This is a genomic window from Exiguobacterium acetylicum DSM 20416 (genome assembly GCF_000702605.1).
Classification (GTDB): domain Bacteria; phylum Bacillota; class Bacilli; order Exiguobacteriales; family Exiguobacteriaceae; genus Exiguobacterium_A; species Exiguobacterium_A acetylicum.
Genome location: NZ_JNIR01000001.1, coordinates 2,569,333 through 2,583,705, shown reverse-complemented (window position 1 = coordinate 2,583,705; position 14,373 = coordinate 2,569,333). Strand labels below are relative to the sequence as shown.

The following is a 14,373-nucleotide window of genomic DNA, read 5'->3' as shown; positions in this document are numbered from 1 at the left end:
ACTCTTATAAAAGAGCTTCACCTTTAGGTAGTTCCCCAATCTCGCAGGTTTATGCGCCGATCCGGTCTTGGATATCTGATTTTAAGATATCGGCTTTTGGACCGTAGATGGCTTGCACGCCATTGTTCTTAAGGATCAGACCAAGTGCACCGTTTGCTTTCCAGTCTGCTTCTTTTGCAACAAGCGCTGGATCTTTGACAGTGACACGAAGACGCGTCATGCAGGCATCGACGTCCTCGATGTTTTGCTGTCCACCAAGCAAATCGATGATTTGTGAAGCTTGCGAACCGTCGGCAGGAGCTGATGTCGCAGCAGCCTCACCTGAAGCTTCAGTTGTAGATACGTTGATATCGTCCAGATAGTTCCCGTTACGACCTGGTGTCGCATAGTTGAACTTCTTGATGACGAAACGGAACGTGAAGAAGTTCAAGAAGAAGAAGAACACACAGACACCGATGAAACGAATTAAATCACCAATTAAACCAGCTTTTGCGATCAATGGAATCCGCGTCAAGAGTTCGATCGCACCGAATGCGTGAATCCGAAGATGCATGACATCTGCTAGTGCGAAGGCAACACCCGTCAATACAGCGTAGATGACGTAAAGAACAGGAGCGATGAACATGAACATGAATTCGATTGGCTCCGTGACACCTGTCAAGAAGACTGCAAGTCCAGCAGATAAGAAGACAGGTTTGTATGCTTTCTTCTTATCTTCATCAACTGACATGTACATTGCAACAGCAATACCGATCAATGAAGCAAGTGATGTGACGACTTGTCCTTCTTTAAAACGAGCAGGAACGACACTGTTGATTAAGTCATTGTATCCTTGTGTGTTACCGGCTTGTTTTAAGTTAACAAGGTCAGTGATCCAAGCTAACCAAAGCGGATCTTGACCCGCAACCGTCGATCCTTGAGCAGCACCTGTCAGGATTTTGTACGTTCCACCGAGTTCCGTGTAGTTCATCGGTACAGTCAACATGTGATGAAGACCGAACGGAAGTAATAGACGCTCGAGTGTACCGTATACGAACGGTGCAATGATCGGTGCAGAATCACGTGAAGAGGCAATCCAGCGACCGAAGTCATTTAATAAGCCTTGAACGAACGGCCAAACGAGTGATAAGGCGAATGCTGCCACGACTGATCCACCGATAACGACGAATGGAACAAAACGTTTTCCGTTGAAGAATGCAAGCGCATCTGGCAATTTACTGAAGTTATAAAATTTATTAAAGAGAACAGCACCAAGGAAACCAGAGATGATTCCAACGAATACCCCCATGTTGAGAGCAGGTGCCCCTAAAACTGAAGTGAAATAATCTTTTACGATGAGCTCAGAACCAAGCAATGAATCGACCGTTGCTTTTGGATCCGCGATCATGTCAGCGTTGACGCCGAAGATAGCTCCTGTGACGCGGTTGATCAAAATGAAGGCGAGTAACGCTGCGAACGCACCACCAGCACGTTCTTTTGCCCATGATCCACCAATCGCTACGGCAAACAAGACGTGAAGGTTCGTAATGATGGCCCAACCTAAATCTTCAACGATTCGAGCAATCGTTTGCATTAACGCGATATCGCCTCCGTACATGCCGATCAGTTTCCCGACCGAGATCATGATTCCTGCAGCAGGCATAACAGCGATGACGACCATCAACGCTTTACCGAGTTTTTGCCAAAAATCGAACGAAATAGCATTTTTCAAGATCATTCACTCCTTTTGTATCTCTTTTTCTCTAATATGTGTGTAAGAACAGTGCAATAATGTAAGCGATTAATGCAACCGTTTGCATATAGAATTGTAAGCGATAACTTTTTAAAAAGCTAGTGTTTTACAAGAAAAATATTTGAAATTTTATTTAGATTAAAAATTGGTAGTTCGGAAAGGTATTCAGATTTAAAAAAAGTGGGAATAAGACTACAGTGAACGTTGTCTAGTTTTAAAAGAAGAAAGGATGTTTGAAGCGGATGAAAGAAGGGATTCAACCGATCGGACAGTACGGACAGCGAATTCGTACATTACGAGAACGTCATCAGTTAGATCAGCATACATTAGCAGAGTTAACTGAGACGACACCTGAGATGATCCAGCGTATTGAAAGTAGCATTGCCCATCCCTCATTTTCAATGATTGAGCGACTGGCCCGTGTCTTACATGTCCCTTCGGATCACTTAATTCGGCATATCTGGCCACCTGAGGTCATCCGTCAGCATGATAGCACGTCCTTGATCGACCTTCCATCTAGTTGATGAGTATTAAAAAAGAGGAACAAAGGGATTTCCCCTTGTTCCTCTTTTAGTCGTCTTAACGATTATCGATCGTTTCAGGATAGAGATCGTGATTGAATAGACGGTGCTCTGCCATTTGTTCGTATTTTGTACCAGGCTTCCCATAATTGTAGTACGGATCAATTGAGATTCCACCGCGTGGCGTGAATTTGCCCCATACTTCAAGGTAGCGAGGTTCCATCAATTTCACGAGATCCTTTCCGATGACGTTGATGCAGTTCTCATGAAAATCACCATGGTTACGGAAACTGAATAAGTACAACTTCAGTGATTTTGATTCGACAAGTTTTTCGTCTGGGATGTACGAGATGTAGATTGTCGCGAAGTCCGGTTGATTCGTGATCGGACAAAGACTCGTAAACTCTGGTGCATTGAATTTCACGAAGTAATCATTCTCAGGGTGACGATTCGGAAACGCTTCGAGAACTTCTGGTTGGTATTCAAAAATGTATGGGACGGCTTTTTGGCCGAGTAACGATAAGTCGTTTAAATCTTCAGGTCGCATGAATCATTTCTCCTTAGACGCCACGATCGTTCGCGAAAACGAGGGCATGTAGTTGTGGTAGGACGCGCGCATGATTAAAGCGTTCATCACGAGCAACGCGTTCCCATAGTGTTTTTAAATCATGTAGCATGCGCGGAGCGATCGTTCCTTCTTCGTGCGGATCAGGATTACCGAGCGATAGATAAAGCGTCTTTAGCGCATATCGTTCTGAAATCATCGCCGCGAAGTCAAGGTCTTCCTCATTAAAGATGACGATTTTAACAGCACGTTGTTGTTCCGGTAAACGTTTGAAAAAGACATCCAACCGATCGAAATCAATCTTCATCCCGCTTGAAGGTGGTTTAGGGCTAAGGGTGACATCATCGATATCAAGCAACCAATTTTGCCAGTAAGAACCTTGGGTCTCAACGGACATCGTGATGTTTCGTTCTTTTAATGCCGTAACCAGTGTGCCGATTGATGCATGAAGTAACGGATTCCCACCAGAAATCGTGACATGTCCGTAAGAGCCGAGTGCATCAAGGCGTTCCACGATCGTCTCTGCCGTCAAGAGTTCTGGTTTTTCAGAGCCATCCCATGTGAAGGCGGAGTCACGCCACGAACAGGAGTAGTCGCATCCGCCGGTCCGGACGAACATCGTCTTTTGACCAATCGATCGTCCTTCTCCTTGAAATGTTGGTCCGAAAATCTCGAGAACCGGAATTTTTGGTGTTTTCGTTAAAGCACTCATGCTTCGTTCATCCACTCACGACGAACTTCAGCAAAAGCAGTCGGTGTCTCATAGAGTTTAACGAATTCGACACGGAGTCCACGTTCGTCTGGGAGGTGTTGTCCGAGCGTCTCGAAAATCCAAGCCGCCATGTTTTCAGCTGTCGTATTCATGTATGGTAATGATTCATTTAAATAACGGTGATCGAGAAGTGGTTCGAGATGTGTTTTAAAGATTTTCTTAAGATCACCAAAATCGAGTGTCATACCGCGGTGATCCAGAAAACCACTGATCCCCATATCGACATGGTACGTGTGACCATGAAGGGCACGGCATTTTCCATCGTAATCATATAAATGGTGCGCTGCATCGAACGTTAATTTTTTAACGATCATGACGCGGGATTTTGTATAGATAAGCGAGTCGCCAGTCGGGCGCTCGACCGTTTCAGGTGCTTCGTAATTGAATGTCATGTGTGTTGAACCTCCTTGATGTATGCATCTAAGCCATTTTTACGTAATTCACAGGCTGGGCATTCGCCGCAACCATCTCCAATGACGCCGTTGTAACACGTCAACGTGCGATTTCGAACGAAATCAAATGCACCGAGCGAATCGGCAAGCGCCCACGTCTCTTTTTTGTCGAGCCACATGAGTGGCGTGTGAAGTACGAATGGATAGTCCATCGCAAGGTTCAATGTCACGTTGAGTGACTTGATGAAGGCATCACGGCAGTCAGGGTAACCGGAAAAGTCCGTTTCACATACGCCAGTGACGATATGACGGATTCCGCGTCCTTTCGCAAGGACGGCTGCGAACGAAAGAAACAGGTGGTTCCGTCCATCTACGAAAGTAGAAGGAAGACCATCTTCGTTCGTCGTGATGGTTTGGCTGTGGTCAGTCAAGGCGTTACTCGTCAGTTGACTGAGAAGAGAGAGATCAAGCTCATGGTGTTTGACACCGAGCTCAGAGGCGATGTCGCGTGCGACTTCAAGTTCTTGTGCATGACGTTGTCCGTAATTAAACGTCACGACTTCGACTTCTTCGTATTGTTTCAGTGCCTGAAACAAACAAGTCGTTGAGTCTTGGCCGCCACTAAAGACGACAAGAGCACGTTCATTTTTCATAATGTACACTTCCATTCCTAGTTTTTGTAACGGAGGAGGTTACGAACTCCGGAGACATAGTCTCAACTATTCACACTAGCAGAAGCTATTGAAAAAGTCGACGTTTTCTGATGAAGACAAAAAAAGAGATGCGTATCGTCGGTCGGACGGTACGCATCTCTTGCAATAAGATTAAAGTGGATAGTGGTAGTAGCGTTCTTTGACGAGCAAGTCACGGATGTTCGAGTCTTCCGAGATGACTTTCATCAGACCACCTGTTTGTGAAGCGTGGGCTTCGAGTGCCTTGATCTTTTGATCCGTATAGACACTGACATCATGAATGAACGTTCCTTCCCCGAGTTCTTCTTTCGTATTGTTCGCGAAAGCGACCGCAAGAAACTCTGGGCGATCAGCAGGATCCATCATCCGAAGGGCACGAACGACGGCGCGAGCTGTTGCTTCATGATCGGGATGGACCGCGTAACCCGGATAGAACGAAATCAAACGAGTTGGTCGTGTTTGTTGAATCAAGGCAAGAATACGGTCGGCAAGTGCTGCTTCATCCTCAAATTCAACAGTCTTATCACGAAGTCCCCACATTTGAAGATCCGAAATCTTCATTTTCGCAGCAGCATCGATCAACTCACGTTTACGAATCGTTGCGAGCTGTTCCCGGTTCGTAAAGACAGGGCGTCCCATGTTACGTCCCATCTCACCAAGCGTCAGACAAGCGTATGTGACAGGACCACGATTTTCAGCGTGCTCGATGATCGTACCAGCAGAACTGAAGGCTTCGTCATCCGGGTGAGGGAAGACGACGAGTAAATGATCTTCGTGTGTCATGCGTCTACCTCCTCTGCACCTTGAGCGAACGGTGTCGGGCTAAGTTCAAAAGCAATTGCAAGACGTCCTTCGATATCGTGACCGGCAATCAATAATTGATCCCCAGCAAATTCGAAGTCAGTCAATCCTTCACCGTATAACCAGCCGTGTGCGAGTTTCAAACCGATCCGGTAAGGTCCGTTTCCTGTGATCAGACCACGTTCATAAGTGATTTCCGCATTACGGAAAAACATCCCTGCACTATGGAAAGTTGGATCTTGGTGCGTCGCGTAGGCACCGTTCGTCGTCTCGACGTGAACATACAGAGGTGTATTCGCATGTTCGTCGATATAACGCTGTATTTCTTGTAAATCAATGGCTTGCATAAACTTTTCTCCTCTCCTATACAGAAAGAAGTCCGCGGATATCGCGGACTTCTTAAGCGGATCAAGACTGGACTGTACGATGTGCAGCGTGATCAGTTGGTCCGACGTATTCATTCAAACGGAATGAATGACGAATCGCAGAAGTGATGAAAGATTTTGCTGTACGGACAGCAGCTTCTACCGATGCACCTTTTGCGAGTTCGGCCGTGATTGCTGCAGAGTACGTGCAGCCGGCACCGTGCGTGTACGGTGTCTCGATTCGTTCGTCCTCAATCAGGATAAACTCTTTTCCATCATAAAGCACGTCAACTGCTTGTGGATGGTCAATCTTGCTGCCGCCTTTGACAAGAACGTATTGCGCACCTTTTTCGTGAATCCGTGCTGCTGCAAGTTTCATCTCGTCGATCGTTGCTGGTGTCTTGCCAAGACCCGACAGTTGTCCGGCTTCGAAGACGTTCGGTGTGACGACCGTTGCAAGTGGCGTCAAGACATCACGGAGTGCGTTTGCCGTATCAGGGTTCAGCACTTCGTCTTCGCCTTTACAGACCATGACAGGATCGATCACGACGTTTTGAACGCCGGATGATTTAATTTTCTCAGCAACGGCTTCAATGATTTCGACAGTCGGGAGCATACCCGTCTTCATCGCATCAACACCAATACCTCCAAGGACCGTGTGGATTTGTGTCCGGACGAGTTCTGTGTCGATTGGGTAAACCGCATGGTGCCAAGAGTGATCAGGGTCTTGTGCGACGATGACCGTCAAAGCATTCATTCCATAGACACCAAGTTCTTGGAATGTTTTCAAATCAGCTTGAATACCAGCTCCACCACTCGTGTCGGAACCAGCAATCGTTAAGGCTTTACGTTTTGTCATGGGGCATTCCTCCTAAAGAAATAGACAATCCTTCTTGTTCTTCATCATAGCGAATTATGGGAAAAACAACAACTGTCGACGCTTCTAACGTACACAAAACCCCACCTCTTTTGAGTAGGCGGGGCAAGTACTTATTTAATGAATAAGAAGTCGAGAATATAGTAGATCAAGGCAGCGAAAGCCATCGAAATCGGCAATGTGATGACCCATGTAATGAGCATACGTTGTGCAGTTCCCCATTTTGCACCTTTCTTACGGTGCGATGTACCTACACCCAAGATGGCAGAAGAGATGACGTGTGTCGTCGAAACCGGAAGATGAATCGCCGTTGCACCAAAGATGATCGCTGCTGATGTTAAGTCAGCTGCAACCCCGTTGACCGGACGGATTTTCATGATTTGACCACCAACGGTTTTGATGATCCGCCATCCACCGACAGATGTTCCGAGACCCATCGCAATCGCACATGAGAGTTTAACCCAAGTCGCAACTTCGTGATCTGTTTGATAACCAGATGAGATCAAAGCAAGCGTGATGATACCCATCGCTTTTTGTGCGTCGTTCGTACCGTGTGTATACGACTGCAAAGCAGCGGTTGCAATTTGAACATGACGGAAGCGACGATTCGTCTTCGCCAAGTTTCCTTTTTTGAAGATGACTTTAAAGATTGCATAAACGATGAAACCGAGTGTGAATGCAAGCACTGGTGAAATCAGCAAGGCTTGAACGATTTTCAAGAAGCCTTTTGCTTCGATTCCTCCGAATCCGACAGAGGCAACAGCAGCACCAGCAATCGAACCGATCAGTGTATGCGAAGAACTTGACGGAATACCGAAGTACCAAGTCAAAAGGTTCCAAGCAATGGCTGAAATCAAGGCAGCGATAACGACGTAGCTACCATGTTCAAGTGTTGACGGGTCAACGATGTCACCAGAGATCGTTTTTGCGACTCCAGTGAACGTGATTGCACCTAGGAAGTTCATCGATGCAGCCAAGATGATGGCATGACGTGGTTTCAAAGCACGAGTCGACACCGAAGTCGCGATCGAGTTCGCTGTATCGTGGAAACCGTTGATGAAGTCGAAGCTAAGTGCGAGAATCACGATTATGGCGGTGATGATAAACAGGCTATCCATCTCGTTAGCTCCTCACTTAAGCGTTTTTCATGATGATCGTTTCAATGACGTTAGCTGCATCTTGGCAGTAGTCCGCGATTGATTCGAGCGATTCATAGATTTCTTTGTATTGAATGATTTTAATTGGATCTGTTTCTGTTGCGAACAATGCTTTGATCGATTTACGGCGTAGGTTGTCACAAATCGTCTCTTGCTCTTTGATTTTAATGACGTGTTCACGCATCGGTTGTAATTTACGGGCAACAAGAAGATCCATTGCCATCGCGAGTTCTGTGACAGCGATGTTGATTTCATCGACGAACTTGATCATGTGCTCGTCTGCTTGAACGATATTGTAGATTTCGAAGATCGCTGAACATTCTTCAAAGCCATCTAAGACGTCATCAAGTGCGTTAGCAAGTGCGAGTAAGTCTTCACGATCGATTGGTGTGATGAACGCGTTGTTCAAGTCGATGATCAACTGGTGCATCAAATCGTCCCCAGCTGTTTCGAAGTCTTTTACTTTATGGGCAAATTCTTTTACATCCGCGATGCCGTTGATTTTAAAGTCAACGAAGAATTGCGAAGTCGTTTTTAAGTGTCCTGCGATTTCTGATAATTTCACTGCAAATGGATCTTGTTTTTTACTAAACATTTCTTCTGCCTCCATATTAAGAACAAGAATAGAATAGTGAAGTAACTTCACGAGTTCGATTGTAGCAGACGGTATTGTAAAAGAATACATTTATGAAGCGTCTTTACGAAATCTTAATAAATCTTAATATGAAGCTGATTGTGGATTTAATAAATTGTCTGACAATAGGGAGATAAAGTGTACTTGATTGAAATGAGTTGGATTACGTTGTGATTTCAAGAGATTGTTTTGTGATTGTAAGAATAAAAGCGCATCAGAAGTGGGAAAAGAGGATATGGCGCATGAAAATCGAATGATATGATTAAGTCTGCGTAATCAGGTAAAAGAGGAGGATTTTATTATGCTCGTACAAAGTTTATGTATTCCGAAGCATCAATGTGTCACGATTTCCGAGACAGCGACGATTCGTGAAGCACTCGACACACTTGAAAAAACCGGATACCGCTGTGTTCCAGTCCTTGACCAATCAGGACAGGACTTCAAAGGTAACATCTATAAGATGCACATCTATCGGCATGGGATGAATGGTGGCAGCTTAGACGACAACGTCATGTCGCTGATTAAGAATACATCCAAATACATCTATACAGGAAGTAATTTCTTTGAAGTTTTCTTCTCGATCAAGGAATTGCCGTATATCGCTGTACTAAATGACGACGGTCATTTCTTCGGCATCCTGCCGCACGGAAAAATGCTCGGAATGCTTGAAGAAGCGTGGAACCGTGATTCTGGAAGTTACGTCCTGACAGTTGCTTTAAGTGAACAAAAAGGGGCACTTGAGAAAATTTCGAAGATCGTCAACAAATATTCGACGGTCGCGAGTCTGATGACGCTCGATGCGAAGAGTAGCGTCATGCGTCGTGTATTGATTACATTACCGACGGATTGTGACGAGAAGACGAAGAAAAAAATCGTCAAGAAACTTGACGACAAGGGACTTCGTGTCGTTGCTGTCGAAGATTTAGCCGTTCGTGTATAATGGACCCGCACAAGACCAGTTCATGACTGGTCTTTTTTTGAGGGAAAGGAAGGATAGACGATGAAATTGTTAGTAGTAGGAGCCGGTGCGATGAGTGAGGCACTCGTTCAAGGGTGGGTCGCTTCTGGATTTGCACGAGAAGATATCACGATGACGAATCGGAGTGGCGGGGCACGTTTAACGGAAGTCGCAGCGCGACATGGTGTTCAGACGGTCGAGCAGGAGGACGTCTCACTATACGATATCGTCATGCTGGGCATGCAACCCGATGGTGTACTCGACTATGTAGCGAATCAAGAATGGACGAATCAGACGATCGTTTCGATTGCCGCACACATTACACCACATGAAATCGAACAGTTGGCAAAATGTCCGACAGTCGCTGCCATGCCGAATACCCCAGTCGCACACCGTTTAGGAATGACTGGACTATGGTTCGGCTCACGTGTGAACGAAGAGATCCGAAGTGTAGTCGAGGCATTATTTGGACGTGTCGGAGAAATTGCGGAAGCAAATGAATCGACGATGCCTGCATTCATGGCGGCAGCTGGATGTAGTCCTGCTTTCTTCTATGAAATCGTAGCTGGCATGGTGCCGGTTTTGACGGATGCTGGTTTTGAAGAAGAAAATGCACGTCGAATCGTGGCTCAAGCGATGAAAGGTTCAGCCGAAATTCTCATGCGCTCCGACGCAAGTACGGATCGTCTTATTGCCGATGTTGCAGCACCTGGTGGACCAACGGATCGTGGCGTCCAAGTGCTACGCGAGCGTCAGCTGTTCGATACGATGCAAGCGGCACTGCGAGAGAGTGCACGCGAAACAGAAGAATAATGTATTTAAAAATCTTTTGCGTATATCATCGTACGCAAGCGATTTTTCGTTCACGAAAGTTTCACGTGAAACATAAGCAAAGCGATTGCATCTTGAAATCAAAATTCGTACACTGTAAAAAGAAACCGTCCAGACGGTACAGTAAATATGAGGGAAGGGGGAGACTATTGGCCAGTGCAAAAGCGCAAGAGACACGGCGTCGGATTCTTGAAGCAACGACGACGATCATTTTGCAACAAGGATTCACCCAATTGACGCTTGAAGAAGTAGCGAAACAAGCGAATGTCTCAAAAGGTGGATTGCTGTATCATTTCGCTTCGAAGGAAGCCTTATTAATGGGTGTCATCGAGGCGCAGGAAGCACGTCAATTTGAACTATATGAACAGCATCAGTTGACGATGGGACCGATGGAAGCGTTCGTGACGTTGCAAATCCAGCAGCAAGAGGAATTCCATCTCGATATGGATGCGCTTCTTTATTTATTGTCCTTGTTAAAGAATCACGCGACGTTCGTCGAGGAACGAAAGCGACAAGCGGAGCAATTCTTCCGCCAACTGACAGAACAGATGGATTCGGTTGAAGTATTATCGATTCGTTTTACATTGGACGGTTTGAAATTGTCGGAGCATTTTCAGTTCGGTGCGCCGTCTCCAGATGTGCGACAACGATTGATTCAGCAATTAATAGAACGTGCACGACGACTAGATAAACAAATTGAAGAGTGAGGGAGAACCATACGATGAAAAAGATCATCCAGTTTTCGGTGAACAATAAGTTTGCCCTCTGGCTTATGACGATCATCATTACGGTTGCCGGTATTTATGCGGGAACATCGATGAAGCTCGAGACATTGCCAGACATCACGACACCGACCGTGTCGGTGACGACGATTTATCCAGGTGCTACACCAGAACAAGTTCTAGATGAAGTCAGTCGAGAACTTGAAAGTAAGGTCGAAAATTTATCAGGAGTCGATACAGTACGTTCGACGTCCTTCCAAAATGCATCGAACCTGCAAATCGACTATAACTTCAGTACGGATATGGAAGAAGCCGAGCAAAAAGTAAAAGAAGCTCTTTCAAACGTCGAACTGCCAGAAGGTGTTCAGGAACCACAAGTATCCCGGATTTCCTTTGATGCCTTCCCGGTCATCGGTTTTGCCGTTTCGGATAAGGAACGTTCCCTGTCTGAGTTGACGAAACTCGTTGAAAACGAACTTCAACCGAAGCTTGAAGGAATCGAAGGGGCACAGACGGTTCAAGTCGCGGGTCAAGAGATTCGTCGGATCGAAATTCGCTTCGATGAGAAAAAACTCGAACGTTACGGTCTAACCGAAGAGAATGCGAAACAATTGATTCAAGCTAATGATTCCCGTTTAGCGCTTGGCTTGTACGAGTTAGGAGATAAAGAACAAGCAGTCGTATTAGATGGAAAAGCAACGACGGTCAAGGAATTAAAAGATCTTCGTCTTCCCTATACACCACCAGCATCGAATACTCCTGAAGCAGGACAAGCAGGACAAGCAGGACAAGCAGGACAAGCAGGACAAGCAGGACAAGCAGGACAAGCAGGACAAGCACCATCGTCAGCTCCTGCGTCATCTCAAACGACACCATCGACAGGTGCAGCATCAGGTCAAGCAACACAGACGGCGCCTACGCAAGTACCAACTATCACCTTGTCGCAAGTCGCGACGATCGAAGATAAAGGGATCGAAGAATCGATCTCGCGTTCGAATGGTGAACGATCGATTGGTGTTCAAGTGACGAAGTCGCAAGATGCGAATACCGTCGATGTCGTCAATGCAGTGAAGCAGACGATCAAAGACTTTGAAAAAGAAAACGGTTCGGTCAAGGCATCTGTGACACTTGATCAAGGAAAACCAATTGAGGAATCTGTTTCGACGATGATCAGCAAAGCATTGATTGGTGCATTATTTGCGATCGTCATCATTTTGCTGTTCTTACGAAACATCAAATCAACGATCATCGCTGTTATTTCGATTCCGTTATCTCTTTTGATGGCAATCTTTGTGCTGAAGCAGATGGATATTTCCTTGAATATCATGACACTCGGAGCCATGACGGTCGCGATTGGTCGAGTCGTTGATGATTCCATCGTCGTTATCGAAAATATTTATCGTCGTTTGACGGATCCGACGGAAAAGTTAAAAGGAAAAGAACTAATTATCAGTGCAACACGAGAGGTATTCATTCCAATCGCATCGTCTACGGTTGTCACGATCGCGGTCTTCTTGCCGCTCGGATTCGTTACGGGATTCGTTGGTGAGCTCTTCTTACCATTCGCGTTGACAGTCGTCTTTGCACTGTTCGCGTCCTTGATCGTTGCGGTTACAGTCGTTCCGATGTTCGCTGATTCGCTCTTTAAGCGTGGTAAAGCACCAAAACCGGAAAAAGAAGAGGGCGGAAAGCTAGCGAATGGATATCGCCGTATGCTGAATTGGTCTCTCAACCATAAACTTATCGTCTTTGGTCTCTCAGTCTTACTATTGATCGGTAGTTTTGCTCTCGTACCAACGATTGGCGTCAACTTCTTGAATCAAGAAGGAGAAAAGACACTCTATGTCACGTACAATCCAAAACCAGGTCAAACGCTAGATGATTCGTTAAAAGCAGCTGATCAAGCAGAAGATTATTTCAACAAACAAAAAAAATATCGATAATCTTCAGTTTACTGTCGGTGGAGAAAATCCATTAAATCCAGGGAACACGAAACAAGGTGTCTTCATCGTTCAATACAATCCAGATACGGAAGATTTCGCAGATGTTAAACAGACAGCCATCAAACAGCTGAATGCTGACATTCCGACAGGAGAATGGAAAGAGCAAGACTTTAGTGGTGGCGCAGCTTCGTCAGGCGTCTCGTATTCAATCTTTGCGAATAATATTGAAGACTTAGAAGCAGTAACGCCGAAATTCGTCGACGCCATCGAAGGTGAATCGAAGTATGTTCGAAAAGTAACGACAGATTTAAAAGAAGCTTATACGCAATATACGTTCGAAGTCGATCAGCAAAAAGCGGCTGAATTCGGCGTTTCAACAGCACAACTTGCGCAAGGCATTGCCAATGTCCAAGGAGAAGAAAAACCACTTTCTACTATTAAGGTAGATGGAAAGGAACTCGATGTCATCGTTCCAAACGAACAAACGACATATGATTCCGTTCAAGACTTGGAAGAGACGGATGTCGTGACACCGCTTGGCGTGCGCAAACTGTCAGATTTCGTTGAAGTGAAAAAAGGAACGACTCCTGATTCGCTCAATGAACGTGATGGAAAGCTCGTTGCTACCGTTACAGCAGAGCTAAAAACGGATAAAGCAACAGAGGCTTCTCAAGCGATTGAAAAATCTGTTAAAAACATTGATCGTCCGACAGGTGTCTCGTATGAGCAAGGTGGAGTCACAGAACAAATCCAAGAGTCGTTCACACAGCTTGGTCTAGCAATGGCAGCAGCTGTAGCGATCGTCTATCTCGTCCTCGTCATTACGTTTGGAGGAGCATTGACACCCCTCGTCATCTTGTTCTCACTTCCATTCGCAATCATCGGTGGACTGGTTGCCCTGTTGATTACAGGAGAGACGATTTCTGTGTCATCCTTGATTGGTGCTTTGATGTTGATCGGAATCGTCGTGACGAATGCGATCGTCTTGATCGACCGTGTCATTCATAAAGAAGCGGAAGGTTTATCGACGCGTGAAGCACTACTCGATGCAGCAGGTACACGTTTACGTCCAATCTTGATGACAGCACTTGCGACGATTGGTGCACTTGCACCACTTGCGCTTGGACTCGAAGGTGGCGCATTGATTTCAAAAGGGTTAGGTGTGACGGTCATCGGTGGACTGACAAGTTCGACGTTGTTGACACTCCTTATCGTGCCGATCGTCTATGAATTCTTAGCACGTTTCCGTAAAAAGAAGTCAATTGATTCTTGAAAAAACGATTAAGTGACTCAAACTGACAGGTATGTAGAAATGGCTATCCTAAGCCGTTCTACAACCTGTTTTTTTATTTTGTTACAAAAGTATTACGAAAAAGAATGCGCGTTAAAGAACTGTAATATGATGAAAATC

At 45.6% G+C, this 14,373-nt stretch carries 14 protein-coding genes and 1 pseudogene; 5 read left to right on the top strand and 10 right to left on the bottom strand.

The genetic code is table 11. From position 1 onward, the window contains the following. Positions 1-49 precede the first annotated feature (49 nt). Positions 50-1,717, bottom strand: coding sequence for a PTS transporter subunit IIBC (locus P401_RS0113675; protein ID WP_023469728.1), 1,668 nt, complete (start codon positions 1,715-1,717; stop codon positions 50-52). Between the two features lie 257 nt (positions 1,718-1,974). On the opposite strand from P401_RS0113675, the gene P401_RS0113670 reads away from it, so the two are divergent. After that, positions 1,975-2,256 (top strand): helix-turn-helix domain-containing protein, encoded by a 282-nt coding sequence (locus P401_RS0113670; protein ID WP_029342924.1) that lies wholly within the window; start codon positions 1,975-1,977, stop codon positions 2,254-2,256. Positions 2,257-2,311: 55 nt separating this feature from the next. Here the strand turns inward: P401_RS0113670 and queF are convergent, their stop codons facing one another. The 9 genes from queF to P401_RS0113625 form a co-directional block, all read right to left on the bottom strand. After that, positions 2,312-2,800, bottom strand: a complete 489-nt coding sequence (queF, locus tag P401_RS0113665) for a preQ(1) synthase (protein WP_023469726.1) — start codon at positions 2,798-2,800, stop codon at positions 2,312-2,314. A 13-nt stretch (positions 2,801-2,813) separates the two neighbouring features. After that, positions 2,814-3,530 carry a 7-carboxy-7-deazaguanine synthase QueE gene (queE, locus tag P401_RS0113660; protein WP_029342923.1) on the bottom strand — a complete coding sequence of 239 codons (717 nt, stop codon included), beginning with the start codon at positions 3,528-3,530 and terminating at the stop codon, positions 2,814-2,816. Further along, complete coding sequence (gene queD, locus P401_RS0113655) at positions 3,527-3,982, bottom strand: 6-carboxytetrahydropterin synthase QueD (RefSeq protein ID WP_023469724.1); 456 nt, start codon at positions 3,980-3,982, stop codon at positions 3,527-3,529. The genes queE and queD overlap by 4 nt, the downstream gene beginning before the upstream one ends. Further along, complete coding sequence (queC, locus tag P401_RS0113650) at positions 3,979-4,635, bottom strand: 7-cyano-7-deazaguanine synthase QueC (protein ID WP_023469723.1); 657 nt, start codon at positions 4,633-4,635, stop codon at positions 3,979-3,981. The genes queD and queC overlap by 4 nt, the downstream gene beginning before the upstream one ends. 171 nt (positions 4,636-4,806) lie before the next feature. Beyond that, positions 4,807-5,457 carry a bacillithiol biosynthesis deacetylase BshB2 gene (gene bshB2 / locus P401_RS0113645; protein ID WP_029342922.1) on the bottom strand — a complete coding sequence of 217 codons (651 nt, stop codon included), beginning with the start codon at positions 5,455-5,457 and terminating at the stop codon, positions 4,807-4,809. Further along, the gene (locus tag P401_RS0113640; protein WP_029342921.1) at positions 5,454-5,822 is read right to left on the bottom strand and encodes a YojF family protein; all 369 of its coding nucleotides are present in this window, start codon (positions 5,820-5,822) and stop codon (positions 5,454-5,456) included. The genes bshB2 and P401_RS0113640 overlap by 4 nt, the downstream gene beginning before the upstream one ends. A gap of 61 nt (positions 5,823-5,883) precedes the next feature. Next, positions 5,884-6,699 carry a pyridoxine/pyridoxal/pyridoxamine kinase gene (gene pdxK / locus P401_RS0113635; protein ID WP_023469720.1) on the bottom strand — a complete coding sequence of 272 codons (816 nt, stop codon included), beginning with the start codon at positions 6,697-6,699 and terminating at the stop codon, positions 5,884-5,886. A 131-nt stretch (positions 6,700-6,830) separates the two neighbouring features. Then, positions 6,831-7,835 (bottom strand): inorganic phosphate transporter, encoded by a 1,005-nt coding sequence (locus tag P401_RS0113630; RefSeq protein WP_029342920.1) that lies wholly within the window; start codon positions 7,833-7,835, stop codon positions 6,831-6,833. A 16-nt stretch (positions 7,836-7,851) separates the two neighbouring features. After that, the gene (locus P401_RS0113625; protein WP_029342919.1) at positions 7,852-8,469 is read right to left on the bottom strand and encodes a DUF47 domain-containing protein; all 618 of its coding nucleotides are present in this window, start codon (positions 8,467-8,469) and stop codon (positions 7,852-7,854) included. A gap of 340 nt (positions 8,470-8,809) precedes the next feature. Here P401_RS0113625 and cbpA point away from each other — a divergent pair, with 340 nt between their 5' ends. The 4 genes and pseudogenes from cbpA (at position 8,810) to P401_RS17820 (ending at position 14,235) form a co-directional block, all read left to right on the top strand. Beyond that, on the top strand, positions 8,810-9,448 hold the full coding sequence (cbpA, locus tag P401_RS0113620; protein ID WP_023469717.1) for a cyclic di-AMP binding protein CbpA: 639 nt from the start codon (positions 8,810-8,812) through the stop codon (positions 9,446-9,448). Between the two features lie 60 nt (positions 9,449-9,508). After that, a complete protein-coding gene (locus P401_RS0113615; protein ID WP_029342918.1) occupies positions 9,509-10,279 on the top strand; it encodes a pyrroline-5-carboxylate reductase family protein in 771 nt (256 codons plus the stop codon). A 167-nt stretch (positions 10,280-10,446) separates the two neighbouring features. After that, on the top strand, positions 10,447-11,004 hold the full coding sequence (locus P401_RS0113610; protein WP_029342917.1) for a TetR/AcrR family transcriptional regulator: 558 nt from the start codon (positions 10,447-10,449) through the stop codon (positions 11,002-11,004). A 14-nt stretch (positions 11,005-11,018) separates the two neighbouring features. Next, positions 11,019-14,235: pseudogene (locus tag P401_RS17820) on the top strand (efflux RND transporter permease subunit). Positions 14,236-14,373 lie beyond the last annotated feature (138 nt).

Bases quoted from the DNA above. Each gene is read 5' to 3' on its own strand.
- P401_RS0113615 (WP_029342918.1), top strand. From the start codon at position 9,509: ATGAAATTGTTAGTAGTAGGAGCCGGTGCGATGAGTGAGGCACTCGTT.
- bshB2 (WP_029342922.1), bottom strand. From the start codon at position 5,457: ATGACACACGAAGATCATTTACTCGTCGTCTTCCCTCACCCGGATGAC.
- queD (WP_023469724.1), bottom strand. From the start codon at position 3,982: ATGACATTCAATTACGAAGCACCTGAAACGGTCGAGCGCCCGACTGGC.
- queC (WP_023469723.1), bottom strand. From the start codon at position 4,635: ATGAAAAATGAACGTGCTCTTGTCGTCTTTAGTGGCGGCCAAGACTCA.
- P401_RS0113675 (WP_023469728.1), bottom strand. From the start codon at position 1,717: ATGATCTTGAAAAATGCTATTTCGTTCGATTTTTGGCAAAAACTCGGT.
- P401_RS0113630 (WP_029342920.1), bottom strand. From the start codon at position 7,835: ATGGATAGCCTGTTTATCATCACCGCCATAATCGTGATTCTCGCACTT.
- queE (WP_029342923.1), bottom strand. From the start codon at position 3,530: ATGAGTGCTTTAACGAAAACACCAAAAATTCCGGTTCTCGAGATTTTC.
- P401_RS0113640 (WP_029342921.1), bottom strand. From the start codon at position 5,822: ATGCAAGCCATTGATTTACAAGAAATACAGCGTTATATCGACGAACAT.
- P401_RS0113625 (WP_029342919.1), bottom strand. From the start codon at position 8,469: ATGTTTAGTAAAAAACAAGATCCATTTGCAGTGAAATTATCAGAAATC.
- cbpA (WP_023469717.1), top strand. From the start codon at position 8,810: ATGCTCGTACAAAGTTTATGTATTCCGAAGCATCAATGTGTCACGATT.
- pdxK (WP_023469720.1), bottom strand. From the start codon at position 6,699: ATGACAAAACGTAAAGCCTTAACGATTGCTGGTTCCGACACGAGTGGT.
- queF (WP_023469726.1), bottom strand. From the start codon at position 2,800: ATGCGACCTGAAGATTTAAACGACTTATCGTTACTCGGCCAAAAAGCC.
- P401_RS0113670 (WP_029342924.1), top strand. From the start codon at position 1,975: ATGAAAGAAGGGATTCAACCGATCGGACAGTACGGACAGCGAATTCGT.